Below are 21,697 nucleotides of genomic sequence, written 5' to 3'. Positions count from 1 at the left end.
ACGGTGGAAAAAAGGCGATATACCTAATCACAAGTGTCGTTCCCTCAAAAGGACGACCATCATTTACTAGTAAGGAAGGAAATATTTTAAAGGAGGTTAATCAATTGATTCGAATTGGAATGCTGCACCACCGAAAGCATCCTGATAGTGTTATTAAATCATACGCTTATGCAGCTGTTGCTATGGCAGAAGGAACGCAGATGGTCTATTTTTCTCCCGGGGGAGTAAATTTTATAACGAAGACCATTTCCGGATTTGAATATAAAGACGGAAAGTGGGTGGAAGGAACCTTTCCATTTCCTCATGTTATCTATAACACAGGAAGCCCTGAAAAGCTCGCTAAAGCCCATGATGTGATTCAGGAACTGAAGAAGAACATTCCATTTACCACTCATTCGATCGGCAATAAAATGGCGGTTTATAAACGGCTGATGGAAGCTGGAGAGTTTACACAATATTTGATTCCCTCAGAGGTCGTCAGAGGGACGAATCACTTCTTTTCTTTTTTGGATGCCTACCGGAAGATTGTCTTTAAACCTGTAAACGGGCGTAAAGGTATATCTATCATTTATATTGAACGTGTCGGAAATGATTTTAGAGTGTTACTAAACACGGAAGATCATCTTTATTCCTATGATGAATTAAAAGCATTTGTTTCAGCTAATATTCAAGAAGAGGATTTTCTCGTACAGCCTTATATCAATTGCCGGACAAAAGATGGAAGCGCATTTGACTTCCGGCTTCACGTTCAAAAAGACGGTGATGGGAAATGGGTCATTACCTCTATCTATCCAAGAATCGGCGCACCGGGAACGATTGTCTCAAACATTAACAGTGGGGGTTCGATGAATTATCTCGTTCCTTTTTTGAAACAGGAATTTGGAGATCATGATTACTTTAACATTAAGCGCTATTTAGAAAACTTTTCTCTGCTCCTTGCCCGGCATTTGGACACATTGCAAAAGGAACGTTATTCAGAAAGTATTGATGAGCTTGGAATTGATGTTGCTTTGGATGACCTCGGGAAAATATGGATCTATGAAGTGAACTGGAGACCAGGATGTCCCCCAACCTTTTATCTTGAGATGGATGTTGTCAAAAACACCATACAATACTGCATCTATTTAGCCAAGAAAAAATCCAAGTGAATAATAAAAGGAGGATTACTATGGATAAAGATTTCTCCGTTGAAAGACCGATCATTGCTGTAACTGGAAGTTCAGGCAAAACAACAACCAAATCATTCATCGCATCGATTCTAAGAACCCGCTGGATTATCTTCGAATCCAGTGATTATTGGAACCGGACCGATCATACAGAAAAGCACCAGGATGAAATCAACTTCATTCACCGTGCCATCGTACTCGAATATGGAATGGCGTTTCCAGGCGTAATCGAAAAGCATTGCAAGCTTATCCAACCTAACATAGCAACGATCACCAATATCGGTACTGCCCATATCGGCAACTTCAATGGCGATATCAGAGGAATAGCTGCAGCCAAATCGGAGCTTATTAAGGGAATGGATCGTGATGGCCATTTATTCTTGAATGGAGATGATAAGAATTCAAAACTTCTTCATACGAAGAATTTCACAGGAGTACTGAAGAAGGTCAGCATTTATTCCCCTTCTGATTACCAGGCGAAGAATCTGCGCTACAGCGTGGAAGGTATCAGCTTTGACCTAAAGCTTTCTGGTAAGTCACATACCTTTTCCATTCCATATCATGGAGAATTTTATGTTTACAATGCCCTTCTTGCCATCGCTATCGCGGACCTTCTCGGCTTTAAGCCTGAAGAAATGAAACAAGGAATGAATGAAGTGAGAAAGCCAAAGCACAGGCTTGATGTTATGCAGCTGAAAAACAACATCACGCTGATTGACGATACGGTCCATGCCTTTCCGGATGCCATGAAAGGCGCTCTCGACGTACTTACGCAATTGGAGGGAGAAAAGAAGGTGGCAGTCTTGGGCAGTATGGCGGGATTCGGAAAAGAGCATGAAGAAGTTCACAAAGAAATAGGAAGATATGTTGCTGAGAAAAAGATTGATTACCTTTTTACCTATGGCAACCTTTCCAGAAACATTGGGGTTGGCGCAAGGGAAGCTGGAATGAACAGCCAGCGGATTTTTCACTTTAACCGGCCTTCTATGAATGCATTAAATGCGAAACTGGAAAAAATAATCCAACCAAACTGGACCATTCTGATTAAAGGAGCCAGCGGACTGGAGATGGTGGATACGGTGGAATATTGCAAGAAGAGTTTTGGCTAATAACCCGAATGAAACAACGGGATATCCGATTGAATAAAACCATCTAAAGAATTAAAGTAAAAAGAAACGCCTTGTTTCAAGCCGAAAAGCTTAAACAAGGCGTTTTTATATATTTACTCGGTGTACTCCTAAGTGATAAAGGGAGGAAAATGGATACCCTCCCTTTTTTTCTTATTGAATGACCGTTGTAATCTTTTCCTTTGGAGACTCTTTAATCCAAAACTGAATTTCCCCGGCTGCCTTCTTCGCGTTCTCCTCAGCTTCTATCGCTGTATTTCCAACAGCGGTTACATATGCATATCGGTGTCCCATAGACAATGGCGGTGTAATGACTGATCCTTTACGGGGCTTGACGTAAACCTCCACTACCCCCTGGGACGCAAGGGCTTTACTTTTTCCTGTGACTTTCTCTAGTGTCCCTTTTTTCTCAACCGTCACGTACTGCATGTACACATTCTTTTGAAACTTAGGCTTTAAATCCGGATCTTCTCCCAGCGCCATTTTCAACATCTCTTCGACCAGGTTGATTCCATAGGCTGCTTTGATCATATTGTTCATTCCGGCTCCTGAGATACGCGCATTTATTTCAATCAACTTCCACTGATTTCCTTTGCGTCGGAGCTCCAAATGACAAGGTCCGGTCTCGAGCCCATGCTTGGCAACGATCTCTTTAATCGCTTTCATCAGACCATTAGAAAATTTCACCCCTGGATTCAGTAATAATTTATAACCCATCACAATAAAGCGTCGACTATATTGAATATCCTGTTTGATCACCGCCATAATATGAACCTTTCCTTTGTGAACCACCACTTCCACCAGATACTGAGGTTCCGGGAGGTATTCTTCTATTAATATCGGTTGATTTTCATAAAGGGTGATCAACGTATGATACCGCTTCCGATACTCTAATAGATTCCCAACCTTGTACACATCTTTTGAGCCGGTCGATTGGGGGGATTTCATGACCAGAGGGAACTTATTCTTGATTTTCGGTTCTAATGCCTCACTTTCCTCCTTTGTTGCAACCGTCCAATATTCCGGAGTTATTAACGAGTGCTTTAGCAGTTCCCGTGATTGAATTTTATTTTGAATATTTTTCATTCCTTCAGTTGAAAAATGGTTCAAATTAAATTGATCCGCAAGGGTGCATGCTGTGTAGCTATGCGGATCGACATAGCTGACAATGGCGGAAACTTCTATCCCTTTCAAAATCAGGGCTTTTACTTCCTTTCGCAGTATATTCATATCACTGAGATCACATAATTTCATGAAATGAACATCGGGAAATTCCTCCCGCTTCGCTACAAAGTTAGGTCTTTCAGTGAATAGGACTGTATAAAATCCAAGTCTGTCTGCCGTCTTAATTGCTTCCCTGCTTGAACCTGACTTAGTGGTTTCTATAAAAATGATAGACTTCATTCAAAGTACGCTCCTTCATTTATCATATTCTCTTTCAAAGCTCAGGGTTGGTACGAGCATTGCATTACTGTACAGTTTATTCCGTTGATACTAGGGGGGTGTAGGCTGATTCAATGAGGATCTCCCTAAATATTTTGTGTATGAAAAAAGCTGCTTCCATTTTCAACAGGAGTCTAGCAAATTCTCGTCCAATTATCTGATTTCCCCTTTAGATGCCCATACTTATCAAAGAACAGCTCATATACTGAGTAGAGACTAAGCACATAAAGGAGCTGCTTTCCCCCCATGAATGAATACATCATCTATATAGGTACAAACCAATCAGGCTCCTCACGGGACGGTATTGAAGCAGGGAAAAAACTGGGCTACTCTACTATTCTATTTACTAACCGCAGGAAGTTTATAAGAGAGAGAGAACTCTTTTGGGATGTCGACGAAATGTACGAAGTAGATTTAAGGCATGAAGAAACAATCAGGAGAGAAATTTCCACACTTCTGCAGGGAGGAAAGAAAATAGCGTGCATCATCAGCTTTCTCGATTCTTACGTTCATGTAGCAGCCCGGCTTTCTAATGAATTCTGTGGAACCGAAATTTCCTTGGGACCGATTGGTGATTGTATGGATAAAACAGTGCTCCGAACGAAACTGACTGGAAAAGAATATTCTTCCGATTTCATTAAAATGAAGCCTCCCTTTTATACAGAGGGTGTAAAGGCTTTTTCCTATCCTGTTGTATTAAAATCACCCATTTCTAACGGGTCAAAAGATGTCCTCCTCATTCGTGATGAGGAGGAGCTTGCAGCAGGCATAAAGAAATTAAACCGGAAAAAACCTCCAAGTCTTCTTGTAGAAGAATACTTAGAGGGACCTCAATACCTAATCGAAGTGGTAATCAAAGAACGCAAGCCCGTGATTACAGTGGTCGTCAAACAGCAAATCAACTATCATAAACGATTCATTGTCACCGGGTATAGTGTTTCACCCGTCTACCATTATCCGGTACTGGTCAGAAAGGTTGGAGAGATTGTCAATGACCTGGGATTTGTTAACGGAAGCTGTCATTTAGAAATGCGGCTGGTAAAGAATAAATGGAAACTCATTGAAGTAAACCCCCGAATCTCCGGGGGAGCAATGAACAAAATGATAGAAGAAGCATATGGACTGAGCATAGTGGAAGAAACGTTAAGGGTATATCTTAGAAAACCTCACCATAGCGAACGCAAATGGGAAAAACATATCTACACCTACTATATGACAGTCAACAAGACGGGCAAGCTGTTAAAAGTGATTGGAAAAAACAAGGCAGAAGAACAAGAAGGCATCATCGAAGTTTATATAAAACCAAGAATAGGAAAAACACTCCGCCCTCCAACCTCCATGGGGCATCGCTACGGGTATGTAATGGCGAGGGGCGAATCCGTGCAGGAATCAGAGAGACGGGCAAAAGATGCCTCTAAAGACATTCAATTTTATTTAGAATCAATCTAAACCATTATATATGCACTACATCACTTTTCCAGACCAAAATACACTAATGATAAGAAACAGGTGAAAGGAGGATTTGAGGCGATGATTTGTCATCACAATAGCTGTATATGCGAAACCCTGAATGAATTATTACTGGAACAATTCCAATTGGCCACACAAAAATTTAAATTTATTTGTGAATACGACAAGGTAGACACCATTCCATTTATCCTATACACAAAGGAAGACAGCGAGCCTTTTCAGGCACACTTACACTCCAACTGCACCATATACTTTAAGCTTATGGATATCGATGATGGCTGTGCGACACTGCAGTTACTGGCCGGAATGGATATTGACGGATACATTACCGACGATGCCGATGAATTATTTGCCCTTTATCAAACCGACAAATGTATCAGCATCGACTGCAACTGTTTTCTCGGAATTCAGCCCCTTCCTCCGAAATTCGTCAACCGGAAGCTTCCGGATACCGGTCGGGGAGTCCCTAAAGGAAGAGGTTCAAGTGAGCAGGGTATGGGGCCAGAATATGGTTCGGATTTTGATCGGGAGTGTGATCATAAGTAGGAGTCGGGGTTGAATCTGATTTTTGGGTTTGGCTCTTTTTCAGGGGTGACTAGAGCCACCCCTAAATCTCTTAAACGCGGGACAATCTGTTCAATACAAACTCCTCAACTACTTCTGCTACGCCATCTTCCATATTAGAAGCTGTTACAAAATCAGCCTTTTCTTTAATATCTCCCGGAGCATTCCCCATGGCGACGCCAAGACCGGCGAATTCAATCATCGTAAGGTCGTTATAGCTGTCTCCGATGGCAATGACCTCTTCCGCTTTAATACCCATTGGCTTGATCAGGTAGTCAAGGCTTGCTCCTTTCGTCACGCCCAACTGCGTAAACTCCAGGAAGAATGGCTTGGAGCGCATCACACTCAGTTCACCATCCAGTTCCGCTTGAAGTTTCTTCTCTACCTCTGCCAAACGATCGGCTTCTTTTAACATGAGTGCCTTTACAACAGGCTCCTGAATCACTTCTTTAAAGTTTGGAACGACCTTTACAGGCAGCCCTGTCAACTCACTTTCAATAGAAGCAAATTCACTTGGTTCTTCTACAACAATCGCATCATCAACATATGTGAGAATGCCAACCTCTTCCCGTTTACTCAAATCATATAAGCGGTGAACGGTTTCTGCTGATAAAGTTCGACTATATTTCTCTTCTTTTGTCTTGCAATCTATTATTTTCGATCCGTTGAAAGAAAGAATATAACTTCCGTATTGGTCCAGCTTCAAATCTTCTGCAACCCATCTCATTCCAAACGTGGGGCGGCCGGACGCCAGGACAACTTTCACTCCGGCTTCCTGTGCTTGAAGTAAAGCATCTTTTGTACGCCCCGAAATCGTTTGGTCATCTCGTAATAATGTATCATCTAAGTCTAGTACAATCATTTTATAATTCATCATGAAAAATCCTTTCAGGAAATCTGATTTATATATTATTTTACTATAACATCAATCTTTCATTAAGAGGCTCTTTTTCTTAAAGCTTGTTGCTATTGTAGAGGAGATACTACTAGTTGATTTCCCTATTATTAAAAAAGAATTGTTACATGGCTTTCTTGCGCATGTTGAAACTATGTCACAGAAATTCTATTGGAGCGGTTGCCCTTACTATTCAGCACACACTAGTTGACAGAGCCTTGGGAGAGTTTATGTTAAAAAAAGCAATTTTTGGCGAAATGAGCGTAATAAAAAAGAAAATAGACCACCAAAACAGCAGTCTATTTCAAGTTTACATGGTTTAGGTCCCATTTTCTAATGGTAAAACTAGCCTGATTGGAAGCTCCAAAACGGATAGTATCGTTGTTTGGTGATGGATAAAATCGGGCTGTGAACGTTTCTTCTCCTCCATTTATAAATACTTCAATGGAAGAAGTGTCGACGTACACTCTTAATGAATGTAAATTCTCCACTATACATTGCCGCTTCTCTACCACTCCATTTACATAGCTTTTGCGCTCAAGAGTCACCATCTGTTCCCCGATGGAATAAACGAGTCTGCCTCCATCTCCAATGGAAAGATCAAACCACCCTTCTGATAAGGACAAATCATCGATCTCCAATTCAAACGCCTTTCCGTTTACACCATTGAGCTCGCGGTTTTCTTTATCCAATTCTACCTTGTGTTCTATCGCTTTTCCGGCCCTTAAATGCCGCAACTCTTCAAGAGGAACCTGTCTCACCTTACCGTTCACAAGCTTCAGCTCCCGAGGCAGGGTCATCGCATGAAGCCATTTATGTTCAATGGTGGGATGATCCTGTTCATTTTGATCAGGTACACTCATCCAGGCAAATAGAATACGTCGTCCTTTGTCGTCGACTGTCGTTTGTGGAGCATAGAAGTCAAAGCCGCGGTCCAATTCTTCAAAATCCTCGTGTTCAAACGTTCCTGCGGCTGAATCAAAATATCCGGCAACATAACCTGCCTGATACACATTCTGATACTTCATTCCAACACCTTCAATTCCCTGCGGAGAGAAAATAAGGATGTCCTGATCTCCCAACTTAAAAAGGTCGGGACATTCAAACATATAACCGAAATCAGCAAGCTTGCCCCGGCCTCCACCTGTAAGGGCACCCCGATACTCCCAATCAATCAGATTCTCCGATTGCAACAAAGCGACTGCTCCTTTTAACGCTGTCGTCTGTGCGCCAACAACCATAAAAAATGTTCCATCCTGTTCCCACACCTTTGGATCGCGAAAGTGGGCTGTAAATCCTTCCGGTAAGTGAACGACGGGGCCTTTTTTGTCAAAATGTATGCTGTCTTCCGAGAGGGCTAAGCACTGATAGGATTCCCGATTCCCTTCCTCGTCCTTCACATTCCCTGTATAATACGCATAGATTTTCCCGTCATGCTCGATGGCACTTCCTGAATAACAGCCGTTTTTCTCAAACCATTCTGATGGAGTGAGGGCGATTTCTTCATGTGTCCAGTTGACTAAATCCGCGGAAGAATAATGCCCCCAGAATTTTGCACCATGTCCGGTTTTAAAGGGCATCCACTGGTAATAGAGATGATAGACCCCTTTAAATTGGATGAATCCGTTCGGGTCATTTAATAACCCTACCGGTGGCATAAGGTGATAATGAAGGCGGTAGGGATCCTGCTCTACAACACCCTTGTGCTTTTCCATTTCTTCGTAGACTTCTTTTCGCAGTTGTTCATTTCTGGTCATCACACCTTCCCCCTCTTCAGATGATGGTTTACTTCCTCCAAGGAAGGCAAAGCCGTCATCGCTCCTTTTGTTGAGGCAGCGAGTGCTCCTGATACGGCTGCAAACCCGGCCATGCGGGCTGCTTCTTCTATTGATAAAGAAGAAATATCCCCTTTGAATTCATGGATGGAATAGAGAATCCCGGATACAAACGCATCCCCGGCCCCCGTTGTATCCACTGCTTTCACCTTCATGACAGGTACATACTGACGGGCATCTCCTACGTACACATAGCTTCCTTCTGCCCCCATCGTAATAATCAAGAAAGGAATATTGTAGGCCCTTAGTTTCGCTACCCCTGATTCAATCTCTTTTTCACCCGTAATAAATTCGAGTTCTTCCTCAGATATTTTCAAGACATCCGCTTCAGAAAGCATGCTCTTAATCGTTTCTCGGGCATTTTCCTCTGAATCCCATAATCCTAATCGTAAATTCGGATCATAGGAAACCAATATACCATTCTCTTTCGCCACTTTCACAGCATGATGCGTCGCTTCCTTCGCAGGAGAGCTGATCATGGAGATGGAACCAAAGTGAAGGATTTTATGAGTTAGGAAATCCTCTTCATCAATATCATCCATTTGGAGGAATCGGTCTGCGCTCGGATCGATATAAAAGTCAAAGCTGCGCTCTCCGTCTTCTCCGTTGGTTACAAATACCACACCGGTGCGGACATCAGGAGTCAATAGCATTTGATTTATTCTTACACCATAATCTTTAAGGGTTTCCTGAAGGAATCTGCCTAATACATCCTCTCCCACCTTCCCTAAAAAGGTAGACCTCGCGCCTAATCTGGCCAGTCCAACAGCCACATTGGCGGGAGCTCCTCCTGGACTTTTTTGATAGGTAGTATTTTGTTCATCTAAAGGGATGAAGTCTATCAGTGCTTCACCCAGTGAGATAATCCCCTGTTTCATATTGAGTTCCTCCTCGTTACATTCGGTTCTACTTTAAATATAGCAAATCCTTACCAGCCAGGTGACTAGTAAGGATAATAATTCTATTTTGCTTCTTCTTTCCATCCCAATAATAAGGTTGCTGCAAATGCGCCTGCTACGGCGATGACAAATCCGATCCCATAATTTAGCGGATCTTGAGCGATCGCAAACATTGGAATACCTGTCAATCCAATTCCGTTGGCCATCACTTGAGTGAATACCACGTATGCTCCCCCAAGTGCACCACCGATGGCTGCTCCGATAAACGGACGGCGATGCTTTAAGTTAACCCCGAAGATCGCCGGTTCTGTAATTCCCAGGAAAGCAGAAACAGCTGCCGGTACAGCAATTTCCTTTGTTTTCTTGTTTTTCGTTTTAAAGAAGACAGCGAGGGTTGCCCCACCTTGTGCAACGTTGGCCATTGCCCAAATTGGCAGTAAATAGTTACCGCCGATGTTTGATAACAGCTCAGCCTCGATGGCATGGAAGCTGTGATGAACACCGGTTAATACAATCGTTGAATACAATCCACCGAAGATCAATCCCGCTATCGGACCAGCTGTATTGTAGACAACATCCAGAACCGTTGTAATTCCGTTACCGAGAACTCTTCCAAGTGGTCCAACAATAAGCAGAGCGGTAAATCCTGTGAAGATGACCGTCAAGAAAGGAGTCACCAATAAATCAACGGTATTCGGTACAATTTTGCGTAAGCCTCTTTCGATCTTTGCCATTAAGTAAACGGTTAATAGTACTGGAATGACCGTCCCTTGGTACCCAAGCATTTCAACGCCAAATCCGAAGAAATCAAGAGTGTCCGGCTGGGCATCGGCAAGACCCCATGGATTCAGTAATGCCGGGTGGGTCATGATCCCCCCGATGACAGCACCTAAGTAACCATTCGCCCCAAATTCCTTCGCTGCACTCATCCCGATCAAGATTGGTAAAATGATAAAGGCTGCAGAAGAGAACATGTCCAGCATTACGAATAGACCGCTTTCAGGATCGACCCATTTATACGTCCTCATCAGGCCAAGGAGCCCCATTAACATACCAGCCGCTACGATTGCCGGGATGATGGGTACAAATATGTTTGACAGTGTACGGGCAAAACGGGCAAACGGGTTCATCTTCCGTTTTGCTGCATCGCTATGAGACTCGCCTGTTGGTGACTTATCTTCAACTGATGCTCCAACAAGAGGGCCGAAATGTTCAAATACCTTGTTTACATTCCCTGTCCCGAATATGATCTGGAACTGACCGGAGCTTGAGAATGCCCCTTTCACACCATCCAATTCCTCGATGGCACCTTTTTTTATCTGACTTTCGTCGTCAATCACGAGACGCAGACGCGTCGCACAATGAGTGGCACTTACAACATTTTTTTCGCCGCCCAATAACGGGACAAGCTGTTCAGCAACTTCACGATAGTTCATAATGAATCCCTCCTGTTTTTTAAAAAAATATTTAATAAAAAAGACTCTTTTCTCAAAGATTGTTGATTTTACATATGGTCTGCTCGGGCTCTGTCAATCAGAGAGTGCTGGAAGGTGCTCGACTCCTCCGGGAATTGCGGGAAAGTTGAGACCCCACAGGGCAAAGCCTGAGGAGGCTCAACTCACGCTCCGCGGAAATCAGCCAGCACTCGCTTACACAAGCAACAAAGTTTCAAAAAGAACCTTTAAAAGAATCAATAAAAAAAGACCTAGTACCCCTAAGAGGATAGAGGTAGGTCAAAGAGAGACGCTTACCATTATCGTCTTAAAGGTTCTAGGTCTTGCCTGCATGATCAGTAACAATCCTACTGTATGAAATTGATGAGTTCATTCTACAAGATGAAAACGTTACCGTCAACCATTTACTTTAAGAGGCGCTCTATATGCAGAGCGATATACGCAACCTCTGAAGGAGGGAAGTTAATGCTGTATTCTTCCTGCAGATACTTTGTGATTTCCTTTGAGCACTCGTAAGCCCTTTGGTATTTCATCTGAATGAGTTCAAGCATGTCTTCATCGATGGGATCAAACTGGTCTCCCTGTTCAATCCGATTTAGTGCAAAACGGAGATGGGTGATCAAACGTTGGTAGTTGATGCTCGACTCTTCTACTTCTATGGAAAGAATCGATTCTACCTGCTCAACAAAATCCCTCAGGATCGTGGCATGCTTCAACGATTCGCTCATAGACGGGGCATCCATCTTTGCCGTATGAATATGAAGAGCAATATGAGCCGCCTCATCATCGGGGATTTCGATACCGAGTTTCTGCCTGATCTCTTCTTTTGCCCACACCCCGACTTCATATTCCTTTTTATAAAGCAGCTTGATTTCGTTTAAGAGCTTATTTTGGATGGGAAATCCTTGCTGCAGTCGTTCAAATGCAAAGGAAAGGTGATCCGTCAGCGCGATATGGATATGGTCGCTAAGAGGGGAATTTAAATGTCCCTCTGCATAGCTGATGATGTTTTCAGCGATTTCAATATGTTCCTCCGGCAAGGTAGCCAGGAGCTGCTGGAATTTCTCCGAGGATTGCTCATGAAGGACAAAGATCTTTTCAATTTTGTTCTTGGGGATGATATCATTTCGCTTCTTCTGAAAAGCAATCCCGCTCCCCATCACAATTTTCTCCTCCGGCCCGTCCACCACTACAACAGCATTGTTGTTTAAAATTCTAAAAATACGCATAGATATCCTCCGTACAGTTCATTACTCCCTATGTTACCACGATTCAGCTTAAAGATAACATGTAAAGTATGCAGAGCAAAGATTTTCAAATATGAATGGAAATAAATGTTATTATTGTCTTATCTATAGTGTCAGGAGTGAATTTCATGCTGTTCAAGTTAAGAATCCTTTTTTCCACCATCGCTATCGCTTTTGCCCTGTACGGGTTGGTAAGTGAGAATCCGCCTGAGTTCATTATGACCATCATGCTCCTTTCTTTAGGTGCCATGATGCTTGTGATGGGACTTTCAGAATATAATTCCAACAAGAAAGCTTCTGCTTACTTCTCATTCGTTGCAGCATTGTTTGTAGGGTTTGTCAGTATTTATTCCCTCTTCTAAGACGTTCACAAGAAATATGATATGCTGAAAAGAAACAGGAAAGCGGGAAGAAAATGATTTCTACATACTTTGAAAAAATCCAGGAAAAATTACATGTTGTTCAAACCGAAGAAGCTGAAAAAATGGCAGAGCTTGCTCAAAAGATTTCTTCTTCCATCCAAGAAGACGGCATCATCCAGCTGTTCGGATGCGGTCACTCTCACATCCTTTCTGAAGAGGTATTCTATAGGGCAGGTGGACTGGTTCCAATCAATCCTATTTTGATAGAGCCGCTCATGCTTCATGAAGGAGCAGTACGCTCCTCTCAGTTAGAAAGAGCGAAAGGGTATGCGGGTGAGTTTATGAATGCGCAAGATATTCAGCCCCATGATGTGGTGATTGTTATCTCCACATCAGGAAAAAATCCCGTTCCCATTGATGTCGCTCTTCACGCCAAAGAGAGGGGCGCTTATGTTGTGTCCATCAGTTCCTTTGATTATGTAGAGAAGGAAACGTCCCGACATCCCAGCGGAAGATTTCTGAGTGAAGTAGTGGATCTTGCCATAAATAATCACTCCGTTGTAGGCGATGCGGTACTGACTGACCCAAGAGTGGCTGTTCCGTTCTCTCCATCTTCAACGGTCATCGGCGCGGCGATATTAAATAGCGTTATGGCAGGTGCCATTGAAAACATGGTGATAGGCGGATTTGAGCCGCCTATCTTCATCAGCGGAAACGTGGAAGGAGCAGAAAATCATAACGAAGGATTGATCGAGAAATATCGTCAGCGTATTCCCCTGTTAACAAAAGGATTATAGAGAAAAAGAGTAGGAGCCCTTTATAAAAAAGGGCTCCTACTCTTTTATTACAGTCTGTCCAAGTTGATTTTGAATTTATATTTATCAGCTCGATAAATCGATCTTACCAGTTCAAAAGGGGTGCCGTCTTCCAAGAATGAATCACGCTGAATGAAGAGCACCGGCTCCCCGCTCTTTACCTTTAGATGCAACGCATCCTCTTCCGTCACAATTGCCGCTTCCACTGATTGAGTGGCATGACTGATGTGAAGGTTCAGCTCGCTTTCAATATAGTGGTACAGTGACCTTTCCAATATTTCCTGATTCAATCCAGGAAGCAGCTTCACGGGAATATAACTTGTCTCCAGAGCCATTGGTTCACCATTCGCAAGACGGATTCGCTTAATCGTGTACACCAGCTCTTCTTCCTCTAACGAAAGAAGTTCCTGAATATCGTCTGCGGCCGGAGAAATTTCGAAATGCAGTAATTTATTACCGGGCGCGAGTCCCCGACTCTTCATATCTTCACTGAAGCTAGTTAACCCCTGGAGACTTTGCTCGATTTTGCGGTGAGAGACGAATGTCCCACGCCCTTTTTCCCTATATAACACATTTTTATTCACAAGATTGGTAATGGCCTGTCTCACGGTCATCCTGCTGATTTTGAACGATTCAGCCAGCTCCCGCTCAGATGGAAGGGCATCACCCGGTTTTAACTCTTCAGACTGTATTAAATGTTTCAGGTGCTCTTCTAACTGATAATACAAAGGAAGAGGAGAATTTTTATTTACCACGAACGCTTCTCCTTTCGATATATAACGATTTATCTTTTATTTTAGTATATATACCCTGTTTATAACAGACAAATATCCCATGTCTATATGAAAGTGGCAGACGGGTTTTGCCAAATACGACAAACCTGTCTGCCCTCCCCTGTTATTTTAACTTTCTCAACTCATCCGCAACAAATTCCACATCGGTCCCTACAATGACTTGAAGGTTTTTATTGTTCACCTTCATCACGCCTTTAGCCCCATGTGCTTTTAAGGCTTTTTCATCTACCAGTGTGGCGTCATTAATTTGTAATCGTAATCGTGTGGCACAGTTATCGATCACTGCCAGGTTTTCTTTCCCGCCCAGATCCTTCAGGAAATGTTCTGCCATTACTTCATATTTACTATTTCCACGTGAATTTTCATCTGCTACTACCACATCTTCATCATCTTCACGACCCGGAGTTTTTAGATTAAACTTCTTGATCAAGAAAGTGAATAGGATGAAGTAGATGATTCCGTAAAGAATGCCTACTCCTAATAACAGCCACGGTTTTTGACCGATGTTGAAGTTTAAAATGTAATCAAAAGCACCGGCTGAGAAACCAAAACCGTGGTGAATACCAAGCACGTATGTGATGACCATCGAACTTGCTGTTAAAACAGCATGAATACCATAAAGAACAGGAGATAAGAACATGAAACTGAATTCAATCGGCTCTGTGATCCCTGTTAGGAATGAAGTGACGGCCAAACCGATTAACATCCCCGATACATTGGCACGTAAATGCTTTTTCGCTGTCACAATCATCGCAAGACAAGCTGCCGGAAGACCGAACATCATGATAGGGAAGAATCCCGTCTGGAACGTTCCAGCTGTTGGATCCTTAGCAAAGAAACGTGGGATATCCCCCTTCACAATTTCTCCTGCTGCATCTTTAAATGTTCCAAATTCAAACCATACAAGTGTATTCAACACGTGATGCAGCCCGACTGGAATCAAGAGACGATTCAACAGACCGAACACACCGACTCCAGTGGCTCCGGCACCGATGATCCATTCACCAATGGAGTTGATCCCACTCTGGATTGGTGGCCAGATGATTCCAAATATCCCTGCTAGTAATACCATGGACGCAGCGGTTACAATCGGAACAAAACGTCTGCCCCCGAAGAAGCCCAGCCAGGCAGGAAGTTTAATATCATTGAAACGGTTATATAATAAACCTGCCACGACCCCGGATATGATCCCTCCGAAAATGGCCATGTTGGAATCCGGATCAAGGGCTTTTAACCCGCCCGTTAACACCAAATAACCGATGGCACCGGCTAATCCGGCCGTACCATTTCCATCTTTCGAAAATCCGATTGCCACCCCGATGGCAAAGATTAATGCTAAATTTTTAAATATGGCATCTCCTGCTTCAGACATGAACGCGATTCCCAATAAGTCATCCTGACCTAAACGCAGCAATAATGCAGCTGCAGGAAGCACCGCGATTGGAAGCATGAGCGATTTACCAATTCGTTGTAAGAAACCTAACATACTATTCTCTCCTTTTCTTCAAGTGAAAGCGTTTAAACAAAACAAATCATATCATTAAAAAGGAATGGTTGTCTATACCAATTTTATCAATATAAATAGAGATTTGATGAGATAATAGAGTCTAATTACTTTTGAAAATAACAAAATACACTGACCAAACACAAACTGGTATAGACATCTATACTAAACGATGTTATGGTAGAAGTGTAAAGTACTCAAGGAGTGATTTCAGTGACCTCAAATATAGAGAAACTACTTATCTTGGATGGAGACATCTATGCAGAAAATACAGTATATGAAAAAGGGTATATCAAAATAGCGAATGGAAAGATCACCGAAATGGGTGACCGTTCCCAGTTAAACGATTCTGAAGAATACAAAGTGATTTCGCTTCCCCATGGATATAGTGTTGTCCCGGGAATGATAGATATTCATATTCATGGAGTAAATGGTGCCGACACAATGGATGCCACGCGAGAAGCTCTTGATACGATGACCGGGACACTTCCGAAAGAAGGAACCACGAGCTTCCTTGCGACAACCATGACGGAAGCATCCGGTGCAATCGAAAAAGCCTTGACGGCAACGGCAGACTATATGTCAAACCATCAAAGGGGTGGTCAGGCAGAAATACTCGGCATTCATTTAGAAGGGCCATTCATTAACTCGGGTAAGGCAGGGGCACAGCCTCTGAACCGTATCCAAAAGCCAAATGTAGAAGTATTTAAAAACTGGCATGCTCTTTCAGGAGAGAATATTAAGTTGGTGACCCTTGCCCCTGAACTTGATGATGAATACGAATTGATCCGTTACTTAAAAGAGAATGGAATTGTCGCTTCAGTGGGCCATTCCAATGCAACCTATGATCAGGTCGGGAAAGCCATCGATGCAGGCTTGTCCCATGTTACCCACTTGTTCAATCAAATGTCGGGACTTCATCACCGGGAGCCTGGTATTGTCGGCGCCTCCTTCCTTCGAAAAGAATTAATGGTGGAATTGATTTCAGATGGTATCCACGTACGTCCAGAAATGGTCCAATTGGCATTCGATCAAATTACAGACGAGCGATTAATCCTTATCACTGATTCCATGAGAGCCAAGTGCTTGAAGAATGGCCAATATGATCTTGGCGGCCAGATGGTGACGGTTAAGGACGGGAAAGCATTATTAGACGAGGACACATTAGCAGGAAGCGTATTGAAGATGAGGGATGCCTTTACAAATATCCAGGAATTCACAACCGGGGATATGAGAAGTGCGATCAAAATGACCGCTGAAAACCCTGCCAGACAATTGAATGTCTTTGATCGAAAAGGAAGCCTTGCTCCCCGGAAAGATGCAGACCTCGTCATCCTGGACGAAAACAGAGATGTATACACAACAATTTGCAAAGGAAAAATAGCCTATATTCGAGAGGATGATACTCATGAAACTAATTGAAGTGAAAGACTACCAGGAAATGAGTCAAGTCGCTGCAGACTATCTATTATCCAAGGTGAAAAGCTCTAAACAACTGACACTGGGATTGGCCACAGGCGGAACACCACAAGGGCTTTATGAGGCATTGATCCATGACCATAAACAGAACAGGACTTCCTATCAACATGTATCTTCCTTTAATTTGGACGAATACATCGGGTTATCCGGTAAACACCCTAACAGCTATTACCATTACATGAATGATCACCTATTTAAACATATTGATATTGATTCAGAGAACACTCATATCCCTTCTGGAAAAGCAGTCGACCTCGAAAAGGAATGTGAGGCATATGATGAAAAGATCCGTTTACATGGAGGAATCGATCTTCAAATTCTGGGAATCGGCAGCAACGGACATATCGGATTTAATGAACCAGGTACTTCTTTTGATACTAACACCCACATTGTCGAGCTTGCCGAGTCAACACGCGAGGCTAATGCCCGTTATTTCGACTCGATGGATGAAGTACCTGCACAAGCCATCACAATGGGGATTTCTTCGATTATGAAAAGCAAAGAAATCCTTCTCCTTGTTTCAGGTGAGGCGAAACAAGTGGCCATGAAAAAGTTAGTTGAAGGAGAAATCTCTGAGAACTTCCCTGCTTCTATCTTGAATCGCCACGAACATGTCACGGTGATTGCCGATAAAGAAGCGCTGGCAATGGTGAAAGGGTTAGCGTTGTTGAATAGATGAAAGGATGAAGATGTGGAGTGAGTATCTTAAGTCCATGTCTGGAGAGCGGCGGACAATGGTTCGCCGCTCTTATATAAATTAAAGCTAAGAATATTATAAAAAAAGATTGACGAACGCTATGAACATTTCTTATAATTAATCTTGACCGATTCACGGGGCATTAGCTCAGCTGGGAGAGCGTTTGGCTGGCAGCCAAAAGGTCAGCGGTTCGATCCCGCTATGCTCCATACATAAAGAAGGCGTCCTTATTTTCAATAAGGACGTTTTTTTATGTTTTTAGATGGTTGGCGGTTCATCGATTCAGTGACAATGTATGTTTTACCGTCAACATAATACCTCATAGAAAATATCGTCGTCTCAAACATACTAATACCATAGGAGTCCGGTCGTATGATCGGTCTCTTTTTTCACCTTGAAATAAATTGACTTTTCTGAATTATGCAAGTACCATTTTCCTTATAAGGAAATCGCCTTTTACATACGCTTCCTTTTTATTTTTCGCACCTGTTCCGGCATAGAAGAAAGGAGAAGAATACCATGAATCAGTATGGAAACCATGTCCAAAATGAAATCTATCAGAGGAAGGTCCGTCCCTCCATTCCATTCAGGTTTGAAGAGCTTGAACTAATGGCCCGGGAAAAGCTTGAAGACGGTCCTTTTTATTATGTAGCTGGAGGTGCCGGCGGTGAGGATACGATGCGCGCCAACAGAAATGCCTTCGACCGCTGGCAGATTGTTCCCCGTATGCTGAATAACGTGGAAAACCGTGATCTGAAGGTAACTTTATGGGGAGATACATTCTCCTCCCCTCTTATGCTCGCTCCCATCGGAGTGCAATCCATCGTTCACCCTGATGGGGAGCTGGCGTCTGCACGTGCTGCATCATCCATGAATGTTCCGTTCATTGCAAGCTCAGCCTCTACTTACTCCATGGAGGAAATCGCTTCTGTCATGGGTAACTCCCCAAGATGGTTTCAGCTATATTGGAGCAACGACCGTGAGATTGCAGCCAGTATGCTGGAGAGGGCTGAAGCGTCCGGATACTCCGCAATCGTCGTTACTCTTGATGCCCCGATGATGGCATGGCGTGAATCAGACCTTGAAAACGCGTATCTTCCCTTTCTGTCGGGAGAAGGAGTTGGGAATTATGTGAGCGACCCTGTCTTTCGTTCAATGCTGAAAGATCCCCCTGAAGTTGACGGTAAGGCAGCTGCCACCCTTTGGTCCAAAGTGTTTGGCAATGCCAGTTTGACGTGGGATGACCTGGAATTCCTGCGAGATCATACAAGTCTGCCGATTCTTCTTAAAGGAATTCTACACCCCGAGGACGCAAAGCTTGCCATCGATCACGGAATGGATGGGATCATTGTATCCAATCATGGTGGAAGACAGGTTGACGGGGCCGTTGGAGCTTTAGGTTCATTGCCGGCTATTTGTCAGGTTGTGAATGGACGGATCCCTGTACTATTTGACAGTGGAATCCGACGGGGTGCGGATGTTGTGAAAGCATTGGCCCTCGGAGCGAGTTCCGTTCTCTTAGGTAGACCCTATATGTATGGATTGACCCTGGCTGGTGAACAAGGAGTGAAGGAAGTCATCCGGAATATACTGGCCGACCTCGATTTGACGTTAGCCCTTTCCGGTCAAGCATCCGTTTCTGAATTAAATCCATCTCTTCTGACCGACGTGCAAGACGTATCATTTCCTTCAAAGTCAGGAAGACCGGATACACAATCTGCCGGAATGAAGTCATGATGAAGCAGCCTCTGTCTAATTGACAGGGGCTTTTACGATCAGTTCATTTGTGTTTCGAGAGATCAGTCTCCAGCTATGCTTCCTCATGCAACTTTCCCATATGACAAACCATGAACGGAAAAGGGACTATAAAATTTCCTATCCTCCCCCGCCCCCTTACATGGTATACTTTCATGTACAAAGGGGATTGATAATTTTGGGAAAATATCCAGTATTTGAAACAGAGAGAATCGTACTAAGGCAGATTACGATGGAAGATGTCGATTTCCTTTATGAACTCTATACTTCCGGTGACGTTCTCCGCTATTTCGGAATGAGTCCGATTGAATCGAAAGAAGTGGCGGTAAGCATGGTTGAGAACTACGAAAAGCACTTGGAGTCAGGCGGTCCCATGCGCTGGGCCATCGTGGAGAAGCATTCGAATAGAATGATCGGGACATGCGGGTTCCACGGCATTTCGAAAGCGTATAAGCGTTGCGAAATCGGATACGACCTTAGCCCTGAACACTGGGGTAAGGGAATCATGGGTGAGGCACTCTCCCCGTTACTCAACTACCTATTTGCAGATAAAGAAATGAACCGTGTTGGGGCAGTGATTATCCCATTCAATAAAGCTTCTTCAAGAGTGGTTGAAAAGCTTGGTTTCAAGCAGGAGGGGTTACTCAGAGAGTATATTCTTCAAGATGACCATCAATATGATGCGCATATGTACAGTTTATTGAAGAAAGAATGGCTTTCTGAGTTTTAGAAGAACCTGAATAGGCAATAATGGTCAGTGCAGATGAAAAGGAGCTGGTAGTATGGTGCAGCAAATGTTTCATGGATTCTTGCGCTGGCCTTTAGTAATTCGAATATTCACGATCGCCATTACGTTGATGCTTTCATTCGGAACGATCATTCATTTCATCGAGCCCGATACCTTCCCTTCCCTATTCGATGGGATCTGGTGGGCGATTATCACCACTTCCACTGTGGGGTATGGAGATTTTGTTCCCACATCGTTTGAAGGCAGACTGATTGGCATCATTCTCATCTTAGTAGGTGCCGGTTTTCTTTCTACTTATTTTGTCATGCTTGCAGCAGAAACGGTCATGACACAAAATGCGTATTTGGAAGGCAAAGCAACGTTCAAGGGGAAGGAACATATTGTAGTCGTAGGTTGGAATGAGCGGACACGGGAAGTGATTAACCAACTAACCTCCCTGCAGTCCCAATGTGATATCATTTTGGTCGATGAAACCCTGCAAAAGAATCCATACAAGAATAACCATATCCATTTTGTGAGGGGAACCCCTTTTAGAGATGCCATTTTAAAAAAAGTAAATCTCCATGAAGCATCGATCGCCATCATTACCGCTGATCAAAATAAAGATGAGATAACGGCAGACATGAATTCTGTCCTGACTCTTCTTGCCATTAAAGGGAATCACCCTGATTTATACACGGTCGTTGAAATCCTCCAGAAAGATCAAGTGGCCAATGCCGAGCGGGCAGGAGCCGATGAAGTGATTCAAACGAATATGCAAACAAGCTATGTGATGATGAACAGTATCATTTCTCAAGGGATGTCTAAAACCATCTTAAAATTATTGAATCATTTAAAAGGAAACAATTTAAAGCTGATACCTGTTTCAGAAGAATACATCAATAAGAGCTTTCATTCGTTAAGTACAAATCTTCTAAAAAACAATATCATCCTTTTAGGCATAAAAAAAGGAGAAAACACGACTGTGAATCCTCCTTTGACTACTTTGGTTGAAGAAACGGATGAACTGCTTGTGATCTCTAACTAGAGAATAAAACGTTCTCCAGCTCTTTCACAAGTTCTTTCCCAACTTCAATATATTCTTCCGGGAAGCTTGCATCAGGATCTTGTGGTTCGGAAAATTGATTGACCGAGCCTGAGAAGGTTCCTGTTGATGCGTAATCGTCCAAGCCACGCTGGTATTTATGAGAGAGAAGGAACGGCTTTCCGAATTCAACCGTAGCCCCCCTTGAATCCAATTGTCCATCAACAGACGTAAACGGTACTCTCAAATACTGATAGCCCACTTCGTCATCAATTTTGTAATCGAAATAGCCGTGATCATAATCCCAATTGCCACCTATTGAATATCCAAGCGGCTTTAATAGCTGTTCAAGCTTATACAGTTGGTAATGCTGTCCTTCAATGTTAGATGAAAGCTCTATCACGTGGATCCATCCCCTT

General features: G+C 43.1%; 20 protein-coding genes and 1 tRNA gene. 12 read left to right on the top strand and 9 right to left on the bottom strand.

Translation table 11 applies throughout. The features are described from left to right. The first annotated feature begins 104 nt into the window (after window positions 1-104). Together ACOSV2_RS17705 and ACOSV2_RS17700 are read left to right on the top strand one after the other, a co-directional pair. Entirely contained in the window at window positions 105-1,148 is a 1,044-nt protein-coding gene (locus tag ACOSV2_RS17705; protein ID WP_428976265.1) for a YheC/YheD family endospore coat-associated protein, read from the top strand. Between the two features lie 20 nt (window positions 1,149-1,168). Continuing rightward, entirely contained in the window at window positions 1,169-2,275 is a 1,107-nt protein-coding gene (locus ACOSV2_RS17700; RefSeq protein WP_428976264.1) for a UDP-N-acetylmuramoyl-tripeptide--D-alanyl-D-alanine ligase, read from the top strand. Window positions 2,276-2,446: 171 nt separating this feature from the next. On the opposite strand, the gene ACOSV2_RS17695 is transcribed toward ACOSV2_RS17700, so the two are convergent. Then, complete coding sequence (locus tag ACOSV2_RS17695) at window positions 2,447-3,697, bottom strand: ATP-grasp domain-containing protein (RefSeq protein ID WP_428976263.1); 1,251 nt, start codon at window positions 3,695-3,697, stop codon at window positions 2,447-2,449. 285 nt (window positions 3,698-3,982) lie between these two features. Here ACOSV2_RS17695 and ACOSV2_RS17690 point away from each other — a divergent pair, with 285 nt between their 5' ends. Both ACOSV2_RS17690 and ACOSV2_RS17685 read left to right on the top strand, forming a co-directional pair. Continuing rightward, window positions 3,983-5,185, top strand: a complete 1,203-nt coding sequence (locus ACOSV2_RS17690) for an ATP-grasp domain-containing protein (protein ID WP_428976262.1) — start codon at window positions 3,983-3,985, stop codon at window positions 5,183-5,185. Between the two features lie 81 nt (window positions 5,186-5,266). After that, window positions 5,267-5,752, top strand: a complete 486-nt coding sequence (locus ACOSV2_RS17685) for a CotY/CotZ family spore coat protein (protein WP_428976261.1) — start codon at window positions 5,267-5,269, stop codon at window positions 5,750-5,752. A gap of 70 nt (window positions 5,753-5,822) precedes the next feature. Here ACOSV2_RS17685 and ACOSV2_RS17680 read toward each other — a convergent pair whose 3' ends face one another. From ACOSV2_RS17680 to ACOSV2_RS17660, 5 genes are all read right to left on the bottom strand, one after another. After that, complete coding sequence (locus tag ACOSV2_RS17680) at window positions 5,823-6,644, bottom strand: Cof-type HAD-IIB family hydrolase (protein ID WP_428976303.1); 822 nt, start codon at window positions 6,642-6,644, stop codon at window positions 5,823-5,825. A 320-nt stretch (window positions 6,645-6,964) separates the two neighbouring features. Further along, window positions 6,965-8,422 (bottom strand): glycoside hydrolase family 32 protein, encoded by a 1,458-nt coding sequence (locus ACOSV2_RS17675; protein WP_428976260.1) that lies wholly within the window; start codon window positions 8,420-8,422, stop codon window positions 6,965-6,967. Continuing rightward, a complete protein-coding gene (locus ACOSV2_RS17670; protein WP_428976259.1) occupies window positions 8,422-9,378 on the bottom strand; it encodes an aminoimidazole riboside kinase in 957 nt (318 codons plus the stop codon). The genes ACOSV2_RS17675 and ACOSV2_RS17670 overlap by 1 nt, the downstream gene beginning before the upstream one ends. 83 nt (window positions 9,379-9,461) lie before the next feature. Continuing rightward, a complete protein-coding gene (locus ACOSV2_RS17665) occupies window positions 9,462-10,835 on the bottom strand; it encodes a sucrose-specific PTS transporter subunit IIBC (RefSeq protein WP_428976258.1) in 1,374 nt (457 codons plus the stop codon). A 422-nt stretch (window positions 10,836-11,257) separates the two neighbouring features. Further along, on the bottom strand, window positions 11,258-12,082 hold the full coding sequence (locus ACOSV2_RS17660) for a PRD domain-containing protein (RefSeq protein WP_428976257.1): 825 nt from the start codon (window positions 12,080-12,082) through the stop codon (window positions 11,258-11,260). A gap of 146 nt (window positions 12,083-12,228) precedes the next feature. On the opposite strand from ACOSV2_RS17660, the gene ACOSV2_RS17655 reads away from it, so the two are divergent. Then, complete coding sequence (locus ACOSV2_RS17655) at window positions 12,229-12,462, top strand: YczI family protein (RefSeq protein ID WP_428976256.1); 234 nt, start codon at window positions 12,229-12,231, stop codon at window positions 12,460-12,462. Window positions 12,463-12,515: 53 nt separating this feature from the next. Beyond that, complete coding sequence (locus ACOSV2_RS17650; protein ID WP_428976255.1) at window positions 12,516-13,259, top strand: SIS domain-containing protein; 744 nt, start codon at window positions 12,516-12,518, stop codon at window positions 13,257-13,259. Window positions 13,260-13,306: 47 nt separating this feature from the next. Here ACOSV2_RS17650 and ACOSV2_RS17645 read toward each other — a convergent pair whose 3' ends face one another. Together ACOSV2_RS17645 and nagE are read right to left on the bottom strand one after the other, a co-directional pair. Further along, window positions 13,307-14,032: a GntR family transcriptional regulator gene (locus ACOSV2_RS17645; RefSeq protein WP_428976254.1), complete on the bottom strand. Its 726-nt coding sequence runs from the start codon at window positions 14,030-14,032 to the stop codon at window positions 13,307-13,309. Between the two features lie 142 nt (window positions 14,033-14,174). After that, complete coding sequence (gene nagE, locus ACOSV2_RS17640; protein ID WP_428976253.1) at window positions 14,175-15,557, bottom strand: N-acetylglucosamine-specific PTS transporter subunit IIBC; 1,383 nt, start codon at window positions 15,555-15,557, stop codon at window positions 14,175-14,177. Between the two features lie 231 nt (window positions 15,558-15,788). On the opposite strand from nagE, the gene nagA reads away from it, so the two are divergent. From nagA to ACOSV2_RS17610, 6 genes are all read left to right on the top strand, one after another. Then, on the top strand, window positions 15,789-16,997 hold the full coding sequence (gene nagA, locus ACOSV2_RS17635) for an N-acetylglucosamine-6-phosphate deacetylase (protein WP_428976252.1): 1,209 nt from the start codon (window positions 15,789-15,791) through the stop codon (window positions 16,995-16,997). Continuing rightward, window positions 16,984-17,733: a glucosamine-6-phosphate deaminase gene (gene nagB / locus ACOSV2_RS17630; protein WP_428976251.1), complete on the top strand. Its 750-nt coding sequence runs from the start codon at window positions 16,984-16,986 to the stop codon at window positions 17,731-17,733. The genes nagA and nagB overlap by 14 nt, the downstream gene beginning before the upstream one ends. Before the next feature lie 154 nt (window positions 17,734-17,887). After that, window positions 17,888-17,960: transfer RNA gene (locus ACOSV2_RS17625), tRNA-Ala, on the top strand. 310 nt (window positions 17,961-18,270) lie between these two features. After that, complete coding sequence (locus ACOSV2_RS17620) at window positions 18,271-19,488, top strand: lactate 2-monooxygenase (RefSeq protein ID WP_428976250.1); 1,218 nt, start codon at window positions 18,271-18,273, stop codon at window positions 19,486-19,488. Window positions 19,489-19,684: 196 nt separating this feature from the next. After that, the gene (locus ACOSV2_RS17615) at window positions 19,685-20,236 is read left to right on the top strand and encodes a GNAT family N-acetyltransferase (protein ID WP_428976249.1); all 552 of its coding nucleotides are present in this window, start codon (window positions 19,685-19,687) and stop codon (window positions 20,234-20,236) included. Between the two features lie 52 nt (window positions 20,237-20,288). Then, complete coding sequence (locus ACOSV2_RS17610; RefSeq protein WP_428976248.1) at window positions 20,289-21,281, top strand: potassium channel family protein; 993 nt, start codon at window positions 20,289-20,291, stop codon at window positions 21,279-21,281. Here ACOSV2_RS17610 and ACOSV2_RS17605 read toward each other — a convergent pair. Beyond that, a complete protein-coding gene (locus ACOSV2_RS17605) occupies window positions 21,274-21,681 on the bottom strand; it encodes a YugN-like family protein (protein WP_397554247.1) in 408 nt (135 codons plus the stop codon). The genes ACOSV2_RS17610 and ACOSV2_RS17605 overlap by 8 nt on opposite strands. Window positions 21,682-21,697: the final 16 nt, after the last annotated feature.

This window comes from Rossellomorea sp. DUT-2 (genome assembly GCF_052665285.1).
Note: the sequence above shows the minus strand (reverse complement) of the source record. Positions and strands in the feature narration are given on the sequence as shown.

Bases quoted from the DNA above. Each gene is read 5' to 3' on its own strand.
- ACOSV2_RS17680 (WP_428976303.1), bottom strand. From the start codon at position 6,644: ATGAATTATAAAATGATTGTACTAGACTTAGATGATACATTATTACGA.
- ACOSV2_RS17655 (WP_428976256.1), top strand. From the start codon at position 12,229: ATGCTGTTCAAGTTAAGAATCCTTTTTTCCACCATCGCTATCGCTTTT.
- ACOSV2_RS17670 (WP_428976259.1), bottom strand. From the start codon at position 9,378: ATGAAACAGGGGATTATCTCACTGGGTGAAGCACTGATAGACTTCATC.
- ACOSV2_RS17665 (WP_428976258.1), bottom strand. From the start codon at position 10,835: ATGAACTATCGTGAAGTTGCTGAACAGCTTGTCCCGTTATTGGGCGGC.
- ACOSV2_RS17620 (WP_428976250.1), top strand. From the start codon at position 18,271: ATGAATCAGTATGGAAACCATGTCCAAAATGAAATCTATCAGAGGAAG.
- ACOSV2_RS17695 (WP_428976263.1), bottom strand. From the start codon at position 3,697: ATGAAGTCTATCATTTTTATAGAAACCACTAAGTCAGGTTCAAGCAGG.
- ACOSV2_RS17660 (WP_428976257.1), bottom strand. From the start codon at position 12,082: ATGCGTATTTTTAGAATTTTAAACAACAATGCTGTTGTAGTGGTGGAC.
- nagE (WP_428976253.1), bottom strand. From the start codon at position 15,557: ATGTTAGGTTTCTTACAACGAATTGGTAAATCGCTCATGCTTCCAATC.
- ACOSV2_RS17685 (WP_428976261.1), top strand. From the start codon at position 5,267: ATGATTTGTCATCACAATAGCTGTATATGCGAAACCCTGAATGAATTA.
- nagB (WP_428976251.1), top strand. From the start codon at position 16,984: ATGAAACTAATTGAAGTGAAAGACTACCAGGAAATGAGTCAAGTCGCT.
- ACOSV2_RS17650 (WP_428976255.1), top strand. From the start codon at position 12,516: ATGATTTCTACATACTTTGAAAAAATCCAGGAAAAATTACATGTTGTT.
- ACOSV2_RS17700 (WP_428976264.1), top strand. From the start codon at position 1,169: ATGGATAAAGATTTCTCCGTTGAAAGACCGATCATTGCTGTAACTGGA.
- ACOSV2_RS17690 (WP_428976262.1), top strand. From the start codon at position 3,983: ATGAATGAATACATCATCTATATAGGTACAAACCAATCAGGCTCCTCA.
- ACOSV2_RS17610 (WP_428976248.1), top strand. From the start codon at position 20,289: ATGGTGCAGCAAATGTTTCATGGATTCTTGCGCTGGCCTTTAGTAATT.
- ACOSV2_RS17675 (WP_428976260.1), bottom strand. From the start codon at position 8,422: ATGACCAGAAATGAACAACTGCGAAAAGAAGTCTACGAAGAAATGGAA.